Origin of the sequence: Azospirillum soli, assembly GCF_017876165.1 — a bacterium.
GTDB classification, from domain to species: domain Bacteria; phylum Pseudomonadota; class Alphaproteobacteria; order Azospirillales; family Azospirillaceae; genus Azospirillum; species Azospirillum soli.
Window position 1 is genome coordinate 46,585 of the sequence record NZ_JAGINQ010000003.1, and the last position, 13,972, is coordinate 60,556.

At 66.1% G+C, this 13,972-nt stretch carries 16 protein-coding genes; 8 read left to right on the forward strand and 8 right to left on the reverse strand.

What is annotated here, in order from left to right; genetic code table 11:
* Positions 1-444: 444 nt before the first annotated feature.
* Positions 445-1,293 carry a transporter gene (locus J2852_RS05630; RefSeq protein ID WP_209872250.1) on the forward strand — a complete coding sequence of 283 codons (849 nt, stop codon included), beginning with the start codon at positions 445-447 and terminating at the stop codon, positions 1,291-1,293.
* 67 nt (positions 1,294-1,360) lie between these two features.
* Here J2852_RS05630 and recA read toward each other — a convergent pair whose 3' ends face one another.
* Positions 1,361-2,440, reverse strand: coding sequence for a recombinase RecA (recA, locus tag J2852_RS05635; protein WP_209872253.1), 1,080 nt, complete (start codon positions 2,438-2,440; stop codon positions 1,361-1,363).
* 200 nt (positions 2,441-2,640) lie between these two features.
* On the opposite strand from recA, the gene J2852_RS05640 reads away from it, so the two are divergent.
* Entirely contained in the window at positions 2,641-3,162 is a 522-nt protein-coding gene (locus tag J2852_RS05640; protein WP_209872257.1) for a class I SAM-dependent methyltransferase, read from the forward strand.
* 28 nt (positions 3,163-3,190) lie between these two features.
* Here J2852_RS05640 and J2852_RS05645 read toward each other — a convergent pair whose 3' ends face one another.
* Genes J2852_RS05645 through flgB form a run of 7 tightly spaced genes read right to left on the reverse strand, consistent with a single transcriptional unit; the run spans position 3,191 to position 9,184 of the window.
* Complete coding sequence (locus tag J2852_RS05645; protein WP_343206683.1) at positions 3,191-5,731, reverse strand: PAS domain S-box protein; 2,541 nt, start codon at positions 5,729-5,731, stop codon at positions 3,191-3,193.
* A 49-nt stretch (positions 5,732-5,780) separates the two neighbouring features.
* Positions 5,781-6,857 carry a flagellar biosynthesis protein FlhB gene (gene flhB, locus J2852_RS05650; RefSeq protein WP_209872259.1) on the reverse strand — a complete coding sequence of 359 codons (1,077 nt, stop codon included), beginning with the start codon at positions 6,855-6,857 and terminating at the stop codon, positions 5,781-5,783.
* A gap of 16 nt (positions 6,858-6,873) precedes the next feature.
* Positions 6,874-7,644, reverse strand: a complete 771-nt coding sequence (gene fliR / locus J2852_RS05655; RefSeq protein ID WP_209872262.1) for a flagellar biosynthetic protein FliR — start codon at positions 7,642-7,644, stop codon at positions 6,874-6,876.
* On the reverse strand, positions 7,641-7,943 hold the full coding sequence (locus J2852_RS05660; RefSeq protein ID WP_209872265.1) for a flagellar biosynthetic protein FliQ: 303 nt from the start codon (positions 7,941-7,943) through the stop codon (positions 7,641-7,643). Before J2852_RS05660 ends, fliR begins: the two co-directional genes overlap by 4 nt.
* Positions 7,944-7,983: 40 nt before the next feature.
* Positions 7,984-8,283 (reverse strand): flagellar hook-basal body complex protein FliE, encoded by a 300-nt coding sequence (gene fliE / locus J2852_RS05665; protein WP_209872268.1) that lies wholly within the window; start codon positions 8,281-8,283, stop codon positions 7,984-7,986.
* A 60-nt stretch (positions 8,284-8,343) separates the two neighbouring features.
* The gene (flgC, locus tag J2852_RS05670; RefSeq protein ID WP_209872270.1) at positions 8,344-8,754 is read right to left on the reverse strand and encodes a flagellar basal body rod protein FlgC; all 411 of its coding nucleotides are present in this window, start codon (positions 8,752-8,754) and stop codon (positions 8,344-8,346) included.
* A 22-nt stretch (positions 8,755-8,776) separates the two neighbouring features.
* Complete coding sequence (gene flgB / locus J2852_RS05675; RefSeq protein ID WP_209872274.1) at positions 8,777-9,184, reverse strand: flagellar basal body rod protein FlgB; 408 nt, start codon at positions 9,182-9,184, stop codon at positions 8,777-8,779.
* 239 nt (positions 9,185-9,423) lie between these two features.
* On the opposite strand from flgB, the gene J2852_RS05680 reads away from it, so the two are divergent.
* From J2852_RS05680 to J2852_RS05705, 6 genes are all read left to right on the forward strand, one after another.
* Positions 9,424-9,984, forward strand: a complete 561-nt coding sequence (locus tag J2852_RS05680) for a copper chaperone PCu(A)C (RefSeq protein ID WP_209872277.1) — start codon at positions 9,424-9,426, stop codon at positions 9,982-9,984.
* A gap of 87 nt (positions 9,985-10,071) precedes the next feature.
* The gene (locus J2852_RS05685; RefSeq protein WP_209872281.1) at positions 10,072-10,398 is read left to right on the forward strand and encodes an EscU/YscU/HrcU family type III secretion system export apparatus switch protein; all 327 of its coding nucleotides are present in this window, start codon (positions 10,072-10,074) and stop codon (positions 10,396-10,398) included.
* A complete protein-coding gene (locus tag J2852_RS05690; RefSeq protein WP_209872284.1) occupies positions 10,395-10,748 on the forward strand; it encodes a hypothetical protein in 354 nt (117 codons plus the stop codon). Before J2852_RS05685 ends, J2852_RS05690 begins: the two co-directional genes overlap by 4 nt.
* Before the next feature lie 3 nt (positions 10,749-10,751).
* Positions 10,752-11,066: a FliO/MopB family protein gene (locus tag J2852_RS05695; protein WP_209872286.1), complete on the forward strand. Its 315-nt coding sequence runs from the start codon at positions 10,752-10,754 to the stop codon at positions 11,064-11,066.
* A 2-nt stretch (positions 11,067-11,068) separates the two neighbouring features.
* Positions 11,069-11,824, forward strand: a complete 756-nt coding sequence (gene fliP, locus J2852_RS05700; RefSeq protein ID WP_209873301.1) for a flagellar type III secretion system pore protein FliP — start codon at positions 11,069-11,071, stop codon at positions 11,822-11,824.
* A gap of 190 nt (positions 11,825-12,014) precedes the next feature.
* Positions 12,015-13,943 carry a potassium transporter Kup gene (locus J2852_RS05705; protein WP_209872289.1) on the forward strand — a complete coding sequence of 643 codons (1,929 nt, stop codon included), beginning with the start codon at positions 12,015-12,017 and terminating at the stop codon, positions 13,941-13,943.
* Positions 13,944-13,972 lie beyond the last annotated feature (29 nt).

Consider the following 13,972-nt stretch of genomic DNA (forward strand, 5'->3'; position numbering starts at 1 on the left):
GTCACCATAAATCTTGTTGCGGCGCACATAACATGCAATCAATGACTTAGCGTGGCGAATCGAGGCAAATCATACTTCCGTACAACGCAGCTGTTATTAATCTCTATATCAGGACAACAACCCGTTTGATTTCAGAACCATCCGCACAATACCAACGTCGAGCGCCCTCAAAAAAGAGCGATCGTCACCCAATCATGGGCGATTGAAGCGGATGGAAACGGCACTCCACTTCGCAAGCGCGGGATGACGCATGGCGAATAAAAGGCGAATTGCGCGACGATAGTCGCATTGTTCGTACACCTCCTTCCGTTCGTATTACGCCACGGCGCATTGAGGCGCCGGAATGGCGATTACCGCCGGCCTCTCCGCACGGACATTTGAGCTGTGAATGAGCGCCAAAGGATTTGGCGGAGCGGCGTTCGATTTGGGGGAAGAACGGAAAAGATGCTAAAGCAGCTTGGCACCAAGGCGCGTGAATCTATTGGCAAGTTGGCCCTGAAGAGCAGCGTGGCCGTCGCGGCCTGCGTGGCGGCGTTCTGCGCGACGCCGGCCTCGGCCGGGTCGGTGACGCAGCCCGGCGAGACCATCGGTCTGGCCGTCGGCGCGCCCCTGCCGGAGGGCGTGTATTTCGTCGACACCTTCGACTGGGGCGTCCGCCGTGGGGAGAACGGCAATCCGGACGTGACGCTGGGCGTGAACATCCCGGTGCTGGCGTGGTCCACGCCGGCCAAGCTGCTCGGCGCGCGGGTTCAACTGCTGGCCGCCCTGCCCGCCCTGGAGGTCGGCATCGAGGACGCCGACCACGAGAACGGCATGTACAACCCGTTCCTGGCCGGACAGCTGGCCTGGGATCTGGGGAACGGGCTGGGCGTCAGCTACCTGCTGGGCGTCTATTTGCCGGTGGGCAACCGCCTGGGGTTCGATTCGACCTCGATCAACCAGCGGCTCGGCATCAGCTACACCGCCGATGACTGGAACCTCACGGCCAACACCATCTACGGCATCAACACACGGTCGGTGTCGAAGACGGTCAACCCGGACTTCCTAAACATCGACCTCACCGCGACGAAGAATTTCGGCAAGTGGACGGTCGGTCCAGTTGGCTTCGCGTCGTGGGACCTGAACAAGCCGACGGCCAATTACGCCAAGCAGGAGCAGATCGCGCTGGGTGCGCTTGTCGGCTACAACTTCGAAAAGATCATCCTGCAGGGCTATCTGACCCGCACGGTGCATGAGAAGAACTACGGCGGCGACGACACCCGCGCCTGGGGCCGCGTCATCATTCCGTTCTGAGTTTTCCAAAGAAAAAGCCCCTCTCCGGTGGAGAGGGGCTTCGTTCGTCAGCGGAGGCCGCCGCGACTTACTCCGGAGAGGCAGCGTCGCCGTCGGTTTCCGGGGTGCCCATCATGGCGTCGGCGACAAGGCCGGCGTTGCCGCGGATCTTCGCCTCGATGGCGTTGGCCATGTCGGGGTTGTTCCGCAGGTAGTTCTTGGCGTTCTCGCGGCCCTGGCCGATGCGGGTGCCGTCGTAGGAGAACCACGCGCCGGACTTCTCCACCACGCCGGCCTGGATGCCGAGGTCGAGAAGCTCGCCCACCTTGGAGACGCCCTCGCCGTACATGATGTCGAACTCGACCACGCGGAACGGCGGGGCCATCTTGTTCTTCACCACCTTCACGCGGGTCTGGTTGCCCACCACCGTCTCGCGGTCCTTGATGGAGCCGATGCGGCGGATGTCCAGACGGACCGAGGCGTAGAACTTCAGCGCGTTGCCGCCCGTCGTCGTCTCCGGGTTGCCGAACATCACGCCGATCTTCAGGCGGATCTGGTTGATGAAGATCACCAGGCAGTTCGACTTGGCGATCGAGCCGGTCAGCTTGCGCAACGCCTGGCTCATCAGGCGGGCGTGCAGGCCGACGTGGCTGTCGCCCATCTCGCCTTCCAGTTCGGCGCGCGGCACCAGCGCGGCGACCGAGTCGACCACCAGCACGTCGATGGCGCCGGAGCGCACCAGCGTGTCGGCGATCTCCAGCGCCTGCTCACCGGCGTCGGGCTGAGAGATCAGCAACTCGTCGATGTTCACGCCGAGCTTGCGGGCATAGGCCGGGTCGAGCGCGTGCTCCGCGTCCACGAAGGCGCAGGTGCCGCCGGCCTTCTGGGCCTGGGCGATGGCGTGCAGCGCCAGCGTCGTCTTGCCCGAGCTTTCCGGACCGTAAATCTCGACGATACGGCCGCGCGGCAGGCCACCGATGCCCAGCGCGATGTCGAGGCCGAGCGAGCCGGTGGAAACGACCTCCGTCTCGACCGTGTTCTCGCGGGCGCCGAGCTTCATGATCGAGCCTTTGCCGAAGGCGCGCTCGATCTGGCTCAGCGCGGCGTCCAGGGCCTTCTGCTTATCCATGGAATCCTTCTCGACCAAACGAAGCTGTGCGGACGACATGCCCGTCTCCCTCTCTTAGATCACACGGCCGAAGCTCTTGCAACGGGGCACATCGTACCAGTTTCGTTCTCTTCGGCAAAGGCAAAAAGTTCACTGTATGTTCTCATTTTTAGGCCTGTTGTTCAGGCAGGTTGCCACCGATGCGCGGGCGGCATGGAGTTGGTGCTGGGTTAGGGTTGGGGACCGTCGCGGAGGATCGCATGAGGCCCCTGAAATCCACGCTCGACCGCATGATCGACCGGCTAACGGCGCAGCGCGTGGCGCTGGGCTGGGCGGCGGGTTGTGTCGCGGGAACCCATGGTATGGTGATGGAAGTCGGCCTCGGCAAGGGCCGGACCTACGATCATTTGCGCACCCTGTTTCCGGCGCGGGACATCCTGGTGTTCGACATGTGGCTGAGGGTGCCGACTGCGTTGGTGCCCGATGAGGACCGGCTGTTCCTGGGGGATTTCCGGGACACCTTGCCCAAGGCGGCCGAACGGTTCGGGCGGTCGGTCAGGCTGGTGCACGCCGATGTGGGAAGCGCGCGGGAAGAGGACGAGGACGGGATTAGCGGGTGGGTCGGCGGGTTGATCGAACCGTTCCTGGCGCCGGGGGCGCTGGTGCTGTCGGACCGACGGGTTGGGCTGTCTGGGTGGGAGGAAGTGGAGGTGCCGGGGACGGAGGCTTGGCCGTATTTCGGGTGGCGGGTTGGGCCGTTGTCGTTATTGCCCCCTCCCTAACCCTCCCCCGCTTTGCAGGGGAGGGAATTTACTTCCCTTCCCGGATGACCTCTTTGACCTTGGAGGCGAGCTGCTTCAGGGAAAAGGGTTTGGGGAGGAAGTGGGCGACTTCGACGCCGTCGATCTCGCCGAGGCGGTCCTCGGCGTAGCCGGAGATGAAGATCACCTTCATTTCCGGGCGCATCTTGCGAACGTGGCGGGCCAGCGTCGGGCCGTCCATCTGCGGCATGACGACGTCGGTTATCAGAAGGTCGATGCGGCTGCCGTCGGTGCCGATCTGCTGCATCGCGGCCTCGCCGTTCTTCGCCTCCAGGACCTGATAGCCTTTGTTGCGCAGAGCGCGGGCGGAGAAGACGCGGACGGCGTCCTCGTCCTCCACCAGCAGGATGGTGCCGGAGCCGGTCAGGTCGCTGCCGCGCCGCTCGCGCGGTTCGCCATGGTCCACGGGCTTCACCTCGCCTTGGTGGCGGGGCAGCAGGAGGGTGAAGGTCGTCCCCTCCCCCACCACCGAATCGACCAGAACGAAGCCGCCGGTCTGGCGCACGATGCCATAGACGGTGGACAGACCGAGGCCGGTGCCGGAGCCGACCTCCTTGGTGGAGAAGAACGGCTCGAAGATGCGTTGCAGGTTCTCCTTGGGGATGCCGCAGCCGGTGTCGATGACCTCCACGGAGATGTATTCGCCGGCCGGAATGGTCTCGTGCTCGCGGCGCTGGGGGTGCGTGACGGTGTGATTGGAGGTGACGATGGTCAGCCGCCCACCGCCGGCCATGGCGTCGCGGGCGTTGACCACGAGGTTGATGATGACCTGCTCCAGCTGGTTCTGGTCCACCTTGATGAGGCCGAGGTCGCGGCCGTGGATCATCTTCAGCTCGATGTTCTCGCCGATCAGGCGACGCATCAGGTTCGCGAGTTCGGCCAGGACGTCGGTGACGCTGAGGATGCGCGGCTGTAGCGTCTGCTGGCGCGAGAAGGCCAGAAGCTGGCGCACGAGGTTGGCCGCGCGGTTGGCGTTCTGCTTGATCTGCATAATGTCGCTGAAGGACTGGTCGCCCGGCTTGTGCCGGAGCAGAAGCAGGTCGCAGAAGCCGATCATCGCGGTCAGCAGGTTGTTGAAGTCGTGGGCCACGCCGCCGGCCAGCTGGCCGACCGCCTGCATCTTCTGCGACTGGGCGAACTGGGCCTCCAGGCTCTTGCGCTCGGTCATATCGATGAAGTGCAGGATCAGGCCCGCCCCACCCTCCGCCCCGACGCCGCCGAGGCGGCGGGCGTAGAGCTGGGCCACCAGTTCGCGCCCGCCGGACAGGCGTACCTCCAGCGGAGCGGCCGGGTCGGCGCCGCCCTGCACGGCGGTCAGACGCTCGGCCACCATGGTGCGCTCGGCCGGCACGATCAGGTCGGCCATGGGACGGCCGATGACGCTCATCGATTCGCTTTCGATCAGGGTCAGGAAGGCCTGGTTGCATTCGGCCAGACGCCCGCCCTCGTCCACCAGAGCGATGCCGATGGGCGCGTCCTCGAAGAAGCGCTGGAAGCGCTGTTCGGACAGGCGCAGGGCCTCCTGCCATTCGCGCTCCGGGGTCAGGTCGCGGACGACGGAGCGGGTGTGGACGGTGTGGCCGTCCTCCGCCTTCACCACGGTCTGTGCGATCGACGCCTGGAAGCGGCGGCCCTGGAGCCCGCGCATGGCGACCTCGCCGCGCTGCTCCACCCCGCCGCCCTCCAGAAGGTCGTAGGGGGCGGCGTTGACGGGCGGGTGGGCCAGCACCTCGTGCAGGCGCCGGCTGCTCTCCATAAGGTCGCGGGGCGCGCAGCCCAGCCACTTCGCCAGTGTGGCGTTCACGAACAGGAAATGGCCGTCCTGATCGACGGAGAAGAAGCCGACCGGCGCGTGGTCCATGAAGTCCACGAGCTTTGCCTGCTCGCGCAGCATCACCTGGTCAAGCTCGCGCCGGGCGGTGATGTCCTCCACCCGCCAGAGCGCGGCGCCGGGATGGCCGTCGATGGGCTGGGCCTGGATGCGCCGCCATTCGGTCGGCCGCCCGTCGCGCAGAACCGCCAGCTCGGCCGTGGCGGAGACGCCGCCGCGCACGCGCTCGTGCAGGCGGCGGAACTCGGCGGCGCTGTCGGGGTCGGCGGCGAACTGGCGCTCCAGCGCGCGGAGCGGCGGCTCGCCCTCGCTCCAGCCGATCAGGGTGCGGAAGGCGGTGTTGACGAAGACGACATGGCCCGAGCCGTCGCAGACGAGCTGGCCGGTGGGCAGCCCCTCCAGCGCGCCGCCGAGCAGGACGCCGGTGTGGGTCAGGCGCCGCCGCGTCATGCTGAGCCGGATTGCCAGAACGGTCGCGCCGGTCGCGGCGACGGCGATGCCGATCCAGGCCAGAACATCGTGGTCGAGCACGAGGCCCGCCGCCATCACCGCCAGCCCGATGACGGCCAGCGCCGACAGCGCCACGGCGGCCATCGCCCGGCCGGACCGATCCGACGCGGCGCCGGTCATGCCGCCCATGGATCCGGCCGGAAGACCGGCGCGGGCGCCGTCGACGAAGGATGAGGTTGCGTCGTCCACCGAAACTCCGAAAAGCCGTTCGCCACCGGGAGGGGGCGCGCGACGCCGATCAGTTCCGCGCCGAACGCCCCTTCAGCTTGAAAACATAGGTAATGACTTCCGCGACCGCGCGATAGTGCTCGGACGGCACTTCTTCGTCGATGTCGCATGTGGCGTAGAGCGCGCGGGCGAGCGGCGGGTTCTCCATCACCGGGACGTCGTTCGCCTCGGCGATCTCGCGGATTTTGAAGGCGATCTGATCGGCGCCCTTGGCAACCACCATGGGCGCGCCCATCGTCTGCGAGTCGTATTTCAGCGCGACGGCGAAGTGGGTCGGGTTCGTCACCACCACGTCGGCGCTGGGCACGGCGGCCATCATGCGTTTGCGCGCGCGTTCGAAGCGGAGCTGCCGGATGCGGCCCTTCACATGGGGGTCGCCTTCGGCCTGCTTGTGCTCGTCCTTCACCTCCTGCTTCGTCATCTTCATCTTTTTGTTGTAGCTGTGACGCTGCCAGAACAGGTCGGCGGCGGCGATCACCGTGAGGATCGCCAGCACGCCGGCCAGCAGGCGGAAGGTGAGGCTGTCCATCTCGCGGACCAGCAGCATCATGTCGATGCCGATGAAATGCTCGATGCCGGTCATCATCGGCTGCAACGCCATGTAGGCGACGACACCGACCACCGCCAGCTTGGCCAGGCTTTTGCCGAGTTCGACGAGTTTCTCGACCGTGAACATGTTCTTCAGGCCGGGCAGCGGATTCAGCTTCTCGAATTTCGGCGCGATCAGCGACCAGGAGACGTTGAACCCCTTCTGCCCGACCGTTCCGATCACGCCCGCAAAGCCCAGCAGCAGAAGCGGCAGCCACAACGCCCACAGTGTGTCCTTCAGCAGGCGCATCAAAACCATCCCGACCGATGCCTGATCCATGGGGATCTGGTCGAAATTGGCGAAGTAGTAATTCAGGCGCGGGACCATCCCCTTCATGGTGCCCGGCAGGATTGACACCAGAATGACGAGGGCGGCCGCCACCATCAGCCAGTTGCCGATTTCCTGGGTGAGCGCGTAGCGACCTTCCTTATGGGCCTCGTCGAGCTTCTTTTGTGTCGGCTCTTCTGTTTTGGATGACTCGTCCGCGTCTTCGGACACCGGCTTTCCTCCCCGATCAGGTCGGTTTCAGGAAATCGACGAAGGCCGCCTCGAAATGGGTCAGCCAGAACATCATCATCGCCGCCAGCGTCAGCGCGAACATGAACAGCCCGAGCGCCACCTGTATCGACGTGAACAGGAAGAAGACCTGGATCTGCGGCGCCAGCTTGTTCAGCAGGCCCAGCGCCAGCGCGAACAGCATGCCCGAGATGAGGAACGGCGCCGACATCTGGACGCCTAGCAGAAAGCTTTTCGACACCAGCTGGCCGACCACGTTGGCCATGTCGTCGATGGGGATCGGCGCGCCGGGCACGAAGGTGGCGTAGCTGTCCACCACCGCCATGATCAGCAGATGGTGCAGGTTGGTGATGAAGATCAGCAACAGCCCCAGCCAGCCCATAAGCGCGCCCGGCAGCGAACCCTGGGAAGCCATGGCCGGGTTGAACATCTGCGCGTTGGCAAGGCCGGTCTGCAGCGCGATGATGGTGCCCGCCACCTCCAGCGCGCCCATCAGCAGGCGCGCCACGGTGCCCAGGAAGATGCCCACCGCCATTTCCCCCACCATGAGCACGAGGAGGCTGAAGACGTTGGACGGCATCGCCGGCATGCGGTCGGTCAGAATCGGGGCGACCAGGACGCTGACGGCTAGCGAGAAGAGGAGGCGCGTACGCGCGGAAACGAAAGCGTCGCCGATGGTCGGCATCACGCTGAAGGCGGTGCCGACCCGCGTGAAGACCAGCAGCCAGACGAACAGCTGCTCCCCCAGAAGCTGCTGAAGGACGTTCATCCGCCGGCGCCGGGCACGCCGTTCGATCCGGTCCCGATGGCGACGATGCGGTCGGCGATCTCGTGCTGGAAGAACTCCCGCAATTCACCCAGCATGAAGGGCATCAGCAGGATCGACAGACCAAAGACCACCAGCACCTTCGGCACCATGGCGAGCGTCTGCTCGTTGATCTGGGTCACAGCCTGAAAGACCGAGATGACCGTGCCGACCGCCATCATGATGACGAGGATCGGCCCCATCACGAAGACCAACGTGACGATGGAGGTGCGGCAGATCTCGATGACTTCGGTTTCGTTCATGGCGGGAGGACCAGAGAAAGCGCGCCGTCGGATCGGCCCATCAGATCGGCATGCGCAGGATTTCCTGATAGGCGCTCAGCACCTTGTCGCGCACGGTGGTGACAGTCTGCAGCGTCACCTCGGCGTTGGTGACGGCCTGCACCACGTCGGTCAGGTCGGCCTGCCCGACGGCGGCCAGCGCGGTCATCTTTTCACCCTGCTTCAGGGTGCCGATGCCGTCCTTGGCGGCCTGTTCCAGCACGTCGCCGAAGGACACGCCGTCACGCGGCCCCATGCCGGGACCGGTCGTCCGGGCGGCGGTGGAGGCGTAGGCCGCGGCGGCGTTGATGGGGTTGACCATGGGACGGGTTTCCTTCCTTCAGGCGGCCGGATCAGGTGCGGAGGGTATCGCCCAGCACCGTCAGGTGCGGAGAATATCAATCGTGCGGGTCAGCATCTGACGCGCGCTGTCAATGGCGGACAGGTTGGCTTCGTAGGAGCGCTGGGCCTCGCGCATGTCCATCGCCTCGATGATCGAGCTGACGTTGGGCATCAGCACGTAGCCGTCGGCGTCGGCCGAGGGGTGCGACGGGTCGTAGCGCCGTTCGAAATCCTTCTTGTCCACGTCGATCTTGGCGACGCGGACCGTCTCCACCCCCATCTGGCGGTCGAGCGCGTTCTGGAAGGTGATGACCTTGCGCCGGTACGGCAGATCGCCCGGCGTTTCGGCCGTGGTGTTGGCGTTCGCCAAGTTTTCCGCGATGACCTTCAGGCGCGTGCCCTGCACCTTCATGCCGGAGGCGGAAACCGCCATTGCCTTGTAGAGGTCCATGCCGTGTCTCCCCTACCCCTCCTCAGCCGCCGCCGCTGCGCATCGCGGTCCGGATCATGTTGACCTGTTTCTTGTAGAGGTTGGTGATGGTCTGGTAGTCCATGGCGTTCTGACCGACCTTCATCATCTGCTCTTCAAGGATGACGTTGTTGCCGTCGGGCGCCGTCTCGTACGGGTTCTTCTGGCGCTGTTCCTTGTCCATGCCGCCCGCGCCGCGCGTCCCCTGAAGGTGGGCGGCGTTGGTCACGCTGGCCTGCAAACGGCGGCTGTCGGACAGGGCGTCGCGGAAGGAGAAGGGCTTCAGGTCGTTGCCCTTGAACTCCGGCGTGTCGGCGTTGGCGATGTTCTGGGCAAGCACCTGCTGGCGCTGGGTCAGCCAGCCCATCTTGCGCGACATCAGCTTGAAGAGGCCGAGATTGCCGAGGTCCATGGCCCTGTCCCGGAAATGAAGTTCCCCACGCACGCGAAATCGCGGACGCGGCGGGTCACGTTGATGGTCGCCTGTTTATGTTAATGAAGAATGAATGCGGGGTGTCGGCCCACGACTGAACCTCGCCGGTTGAGCCCTCAGGCGGACCTGGGCCGACTGGAAGGTGGCCGGCTGGACGGTGGCCGCCGGCGTGGTAAGGTGGCGGCCAATTCGCGAACGCAGCCGTTGGGACGCCGATCATGAGCATGCTCGCCAGAATAGCCGCCTTGACCTTCGCTGGCTTGACCTTCACCGCCGGAACAGCCCTCGCCGATGGAACCGTCGCGGTAACGGAGCCCTGGGCGCGGGCCGGCACCCCGGCAGCGCGCAGCGGGGCGGCCTTCATGACCATCAAGAATGGCGGAACCGAGGCCGACCGCCTCGTCGGCGCCGAAACCCCGGTGGCCGAGAAGGCAGAGCTGCACACGCACCTGATGGACAACGGCGTCATGAAGATGCGCGAGGTGGACGCCATCGAGCTGCCCCCCGGCGAGTCGGTCGCGCTGCGCCCCGGCGGGCTGCACGTCATGCTGATGGGCCTGAAGCAGCCGCTGACCCAGGGCGGCCGGTTCCCGGTAACGCTGACCTTCGCCAAGGCGGGCGCGGTGACCGTGGAGGTGCCCATCCAGAGCGCGGGCGCCATGGGGCCGAGCGGTATGGGAGCCGGCGGTATGGGAGCCGGCGGTATGGAGCATGGCGGAACCGGCCATGGGGCCATGCACCAGCAAATGCACGGGGAGCCGCCGAAGCAGGGACAATAAGGGAAAGCGCCGCTTACGCTTTCATGCTTCGTTAAGCATATTCCCACAGGATGCGCGGACTGACCTAGGCCATTCGGCAGGAATCCCTTGTCCGCGCCGTCCTCGAACAACCGCCCTCCCGCGCGCCGCCCCGTGGCGGTGGCGCTGAAGTATGAGTTCGGGACGCAGTCCCTGCCCAAGATCGTGGCCACCGGCAAGGGCCACGTCGCCGAACAGATCCTGGAACTGGCCTTCGCCAACGACGTGAAGGTGCGCGAGGACGCCGACCTCGTGCAGGTTCTGTCGGCCATCGACGTGGACAGTGAAATCCCAATCGAGGCCATCGCCGCCGTGGCGGAGATCCTCGCCTACGTCTACCGCGCCAACGGCACGATGCCGCGGGACGGGGATGAACTGCCGGGAGACGCGCCGTGACCGCCGCCCTCCATAAGGACATCGCCGCCGTGGCCGCCGCGCTGGACGAGGCGCGCGCCCAGGCCGAGACCGGCGCCCCCATCGACATGACCGGGCTGGACGCGCGAGTCGCGGAGCTGTGCGGCACCGCGCAGGCGAGCGGGGACAAGACGCTTCTGGCCGATCTGGAATCGCTGCTCCGGGCGCTGGACGCGCTGGCCGAAGCGCTGGCTCGCCAGCAGGACTCCATGGCCGCCGCCGCCGAGGGCCGGCCCGACCCGCACACCGCGCGCCAGCGCGCCGCCGCCGCCTACGGGCGCGGGGCCTCGCCGGGCGCGCTTCCCGATCCCCTGCCCGAAAAGTCGTCCTGAGCCATGGACATCGACCAGTACGTACGCTTCACCGTCGCCCTTCTGTTCGTCATCGTGCTGATCATGCTGGTGGCGTGGGTGATGCGCCGCATCGGGTTCGGCGGCATGGTCTCCACGCCCGCGCGGCAGCGCCGCCTGGGCATCGTCGAGGTGCTGCCGCTGGACGCCAAGCGCCGGCTGGTGCTGGTGCGCCGCGACGACCAAGAACATCTGCTGCTGCTGAGCGCGCTGGGCGACGTGGTGGTCGAACAGGGGGCCAAGGCCGGCTTCCGCAGCGCCATGACCGAGGCCGCCGCGCCGCAGGAGACCAAGCCGTGAGTGTGGGAAAGCGCCTGATTTTGGCCGGGCTGCTGGCGCTGGGCATCGGCGTCGCGGGCGCGCTGGCCGCCGGGCCGGCGCTGGCGCAGAGCATGACCTTCGACCTGGGCGATGCCGGCGGTTCCGCCACGGGGCGCATCGTCCAGATGATCGCGTTGATCACGGTGCTGTCGCTGGCGCCGTCGATCCTGATCATGATGACCGCCTTCACGCGCATCGTCATCGTGCTGTCGTTCCTGCGCTCCGCGCTGGGCGTGCAGCAGGTGCCGCCGAACACGGTGATGATGTCGCTGGCGATGTTCCTGACCTTCTTCGTCATGGCCCCGGTGTTCGAGCGGTCCTACACCCAGGGCATCCAGCCGCTGATCAACCAGGACATCGACGAGATGGAGGCGGTCCGCCGCACGGCCGCGCCTTTGCGCGAGTTCATGCTGCGGCATACCGGCGAAAAGGACCTGCGCCTGTTCATGGACATGGCGCGCATCGAGAACGTCACCGAGCCGTCCCAGACGCCGATGCACGTTCTGGTGCCGGCCTTCATGATTTCCGAGATCAAGCGGGCGTTCGAGATCGGGTTCCTGCTGTTCCTGCCCTTCCTGATCATCGACATGGTGGTGGCGTCGATCCTGATGTCGATGGGCATGATGATGCTGCCGCCGACCATGGTGGCGATTCCGTTCAAGATCATCTTCTTCGTGCTGGTGGACGGCTGGTACCTGATCGCCGGGTCGCTGGCGCGCAGTTTCGGCACGCTGTAGGGGTGACCCGCGCGGATCGTCGCAGGTAACGCCCCCCTGGGACGGGGCATGCACGTTCGGCTGGTATTGCACGACGGAAGCGCGTATGACGGTCGGTGAGGAGCGCCCGAACCGACCGGCGCAGCCCAGTGTGCATTGAGGCTTCTTCGTCCCCCGCTCGGACCCTTTCCGGACCTCACCCAGCCCCCACATGTCAGAAACGACTCTGAAAGCCGCAGCGCCCGACACGGGCAAGCTGGCGGCGCTCACGCTCGGCGCGCTCGGCGTCGTCTATGGCGACATCGGCACGAGCCCGCTGTACACGCTGCGCGAATGCTTTTCGCCGGAGCACGGGCTGGCCCTAACGCCGGCCAACATCATGGGCATCATGTCCCTGGTGTTCTGGGCGCTGATCCTTGTGGTTACCGTCAAGTACGTGCTGTTCGTCATGCGGGCGGACAACAAGGGCGAAGGCGGCATCCTGGCGCTGCTGGCGCTGGCCACCAACAGCCGGCCGGACGCCAGCGGGCGCCTGTCCGGCATGATGGCGCTGGGCCTGTTCGGCGCGGCGCTGTTCTACGGCGACGGCATGATCACGCCGGCCGTGTCGGTGCTGTCGGCGGTGGAGGGGCTGGAGGTCGCGCAGCCGTCGCTGGAATCGGTCGTGGTGCCGGTGACCATCGGCATCCTGATCGTCCTGTTCGCCATCCAGAGCCACGGCACCGCCAAGGTCGGCACGCTGTTCGGCCCAATCATGGTCACGTGGTTCGTCACGCTGGGCGTGGTCGGTTTGGTCGAGGTGGTGAAGGAGCCGCAGATCCTGGCGGCGCTCGATCCGCGTTACGCCGTGGCCTTCTTCCAATCGAACGGCTGGGTCGGCTTTCTGGTGCTGGGCGCCGTCGTGCTGGCCGTGACCGGCGGCGAGGCGCTGTACGCCGACATGGGCCATTTCGGGCGCCGGCCGATCAAGATCGCGTGGCTGGCCGTCGTGCTGCCGTCACTGCTGCTGAACTATCTGGGCCAGTGCGCGCTGCTGCTGACGGAGCCGGAGGCGGTGCGCAGCCCCTTCTACCTGCTGGTGCCGGACTGGGGCCTGTACCCCATGATCCTGCTGGCGACCTGCGCGGCGGTGATCGCGAGCCAAGCGGTCATCTCCGGCGTGTTCTCGCTGACCCGGCAGGCGGTGCAGCTCGGCCTGTGTCCGCGCCTGGACATCCGCCACACCTCCAGCGAGGAAGGCGGGCAGATCTACATCCCGCGCGCCAACTGGGGCCTGCTGTTCGCCGTGATCGGGCTGGTGGTGTGGTTCCAGTCCTCCAGCAAGCTGGCGACCGCCTACGGCATCGCCGTGACCGGCGACATGGTCATCACCACCATCCTGGCCCTGGTCGTCGCGCACCGCCGCTGGAACTGGAGCGTTCCGGTGTGCCTGGCGGTGGGCGCGCTGTTCCTGACCGTCGATCTGGCGCTGTTCTTCGCCAACGCGGTGAAGATCCCGCACGGCGGCTGGGTGCCGCTGGTCATCGCGGCGGTGACGCTGGGGCTGATGTCCACGTGGCGGCGCGGGCGCGCCGTGCTGGCCCGCCGGCTGGCCGAGGATTCGCTGCCGCTGGACAGCTTCATCAAGCGCCATGCCAAGTCGGGCGAGACAAAGTCGGGCGAGACAAAGTCGGGCGAGATTCAGCGCGTGAAAGGCACCGCGGTCTTCATGACCTCCAGCGCCGATACGGTGCCGATCGCGCTGCTGCACAACCTGAAGCACAATCAGGTGATGCACGAGCGCGTGGTCTTCCTGACTGTGCTGGTCGAGGACGTACCGCGCGTACCGGCCAAGGACCGCGTGCTGGTCGAGGGGCTGGCCGAGGGCTTCTACCGGCTGACGGTGCGCTACGGCTTCTCGCAGGAGCCGAACATTCCCAAGGCGCTGCGGCTGTGCAAGGCGTTCGGGCTGGAGTTCGACGTGATGTCCACCTCCTTCTTCCTGGGCCGCGAGACGCTGATCCCGCGCATCAACCCGCAGATGGCTCAGTGGCGCGAAAAGCTGTTCGTGGTCATGTCCCGCACGGCGGTCAGCGCCACGGACTTCTTCAAGATTCCGCCGAACCGCGTGGTGGAGCTGGGAACGCAGGTGCAGCTCTGAACGAAAAAGCCCCTCTCCATCGGAGAGGG

Excerpts from the sequence above, each read along its gene's own strand:
- J2852_RS05630 (WP_209872250.1), top strand. The coding sequence starts at position 445 with ATGCTAAAGCAGCTTGGCACCAAGGCGCGTGAATCTATTGGCAAGTTG.
- recA (WP_209872253.1), bottom strand. The coding sequence starts at position 2,440 with ATGTCGTCCGCACAGCTTCGTTTGGTCGAGAAGGATTCCATGGATAAG.
- J2852_RS05640 (WP_209872257.1), top strand. The coding sequence starts at position 2,641 with ATGAGGCCCCTGAAATCCACGCTCGACCGCATGATCGACCGGCTAACG.
- fliR (WP_209872262.1), bottom strand. The coding sequence starts at position 7,644 with ATGAACGTCCTTCAGCAGCTTCTGGGGGAGCAGCTGTTCGTCTGGCTG.
- J2852_RS05660 (WP_209872265.1), bottom strand. The coding sequence starts at position 7,943 with ATGAACGAAACCGAAGTCATCGAGATCTGCCGCACCTCCATCGTCACG.
- fliE (WP_209872268.1), bottom strand. The coding sequence starts at position 8,283 with ATGGTCAACCCCATCAACGCCGCCGCGGCCTACGCCTCCACCGCCGCC.
- flgC (WP_209872270.1), bottom strand. The coding sequence starts at position 8,754 with ATGGACCTCTACAAGGCAATGGCGGTTTCCGCCTCCGGCATGAAGGTG.
- flgB (WP_209872274.1), bottom strand. The coding sequence starts at position 9,184 with ATGGACCTCGGCAATCTCGGCCTCTTCAAGCTGATGTCGCGCAAGATG.
- J2852_RS05680 (WP_209872277.1), top strand. The coding sequence starts at position 9,424 with ATGAGCATGCTCGCCAGAATAGCCGCCTTGACCTTCGCTGGCTTGACC.
- J2852_RS05695 (WP_209872286.1), top strand. The coding sequence starts at position 10,752 with ATGGACATCGACCAGTACGTACGCTTCACCGTCGCCCTTCTGTTCGTC.
- J2852_RS05705 (WP_209872289.1), top strand. The coding sequence starts at position 12,015 with ATGTCAGAAACGACTCTGAAAGCCGCAGCGCCCGACACGGGCAAGCTG.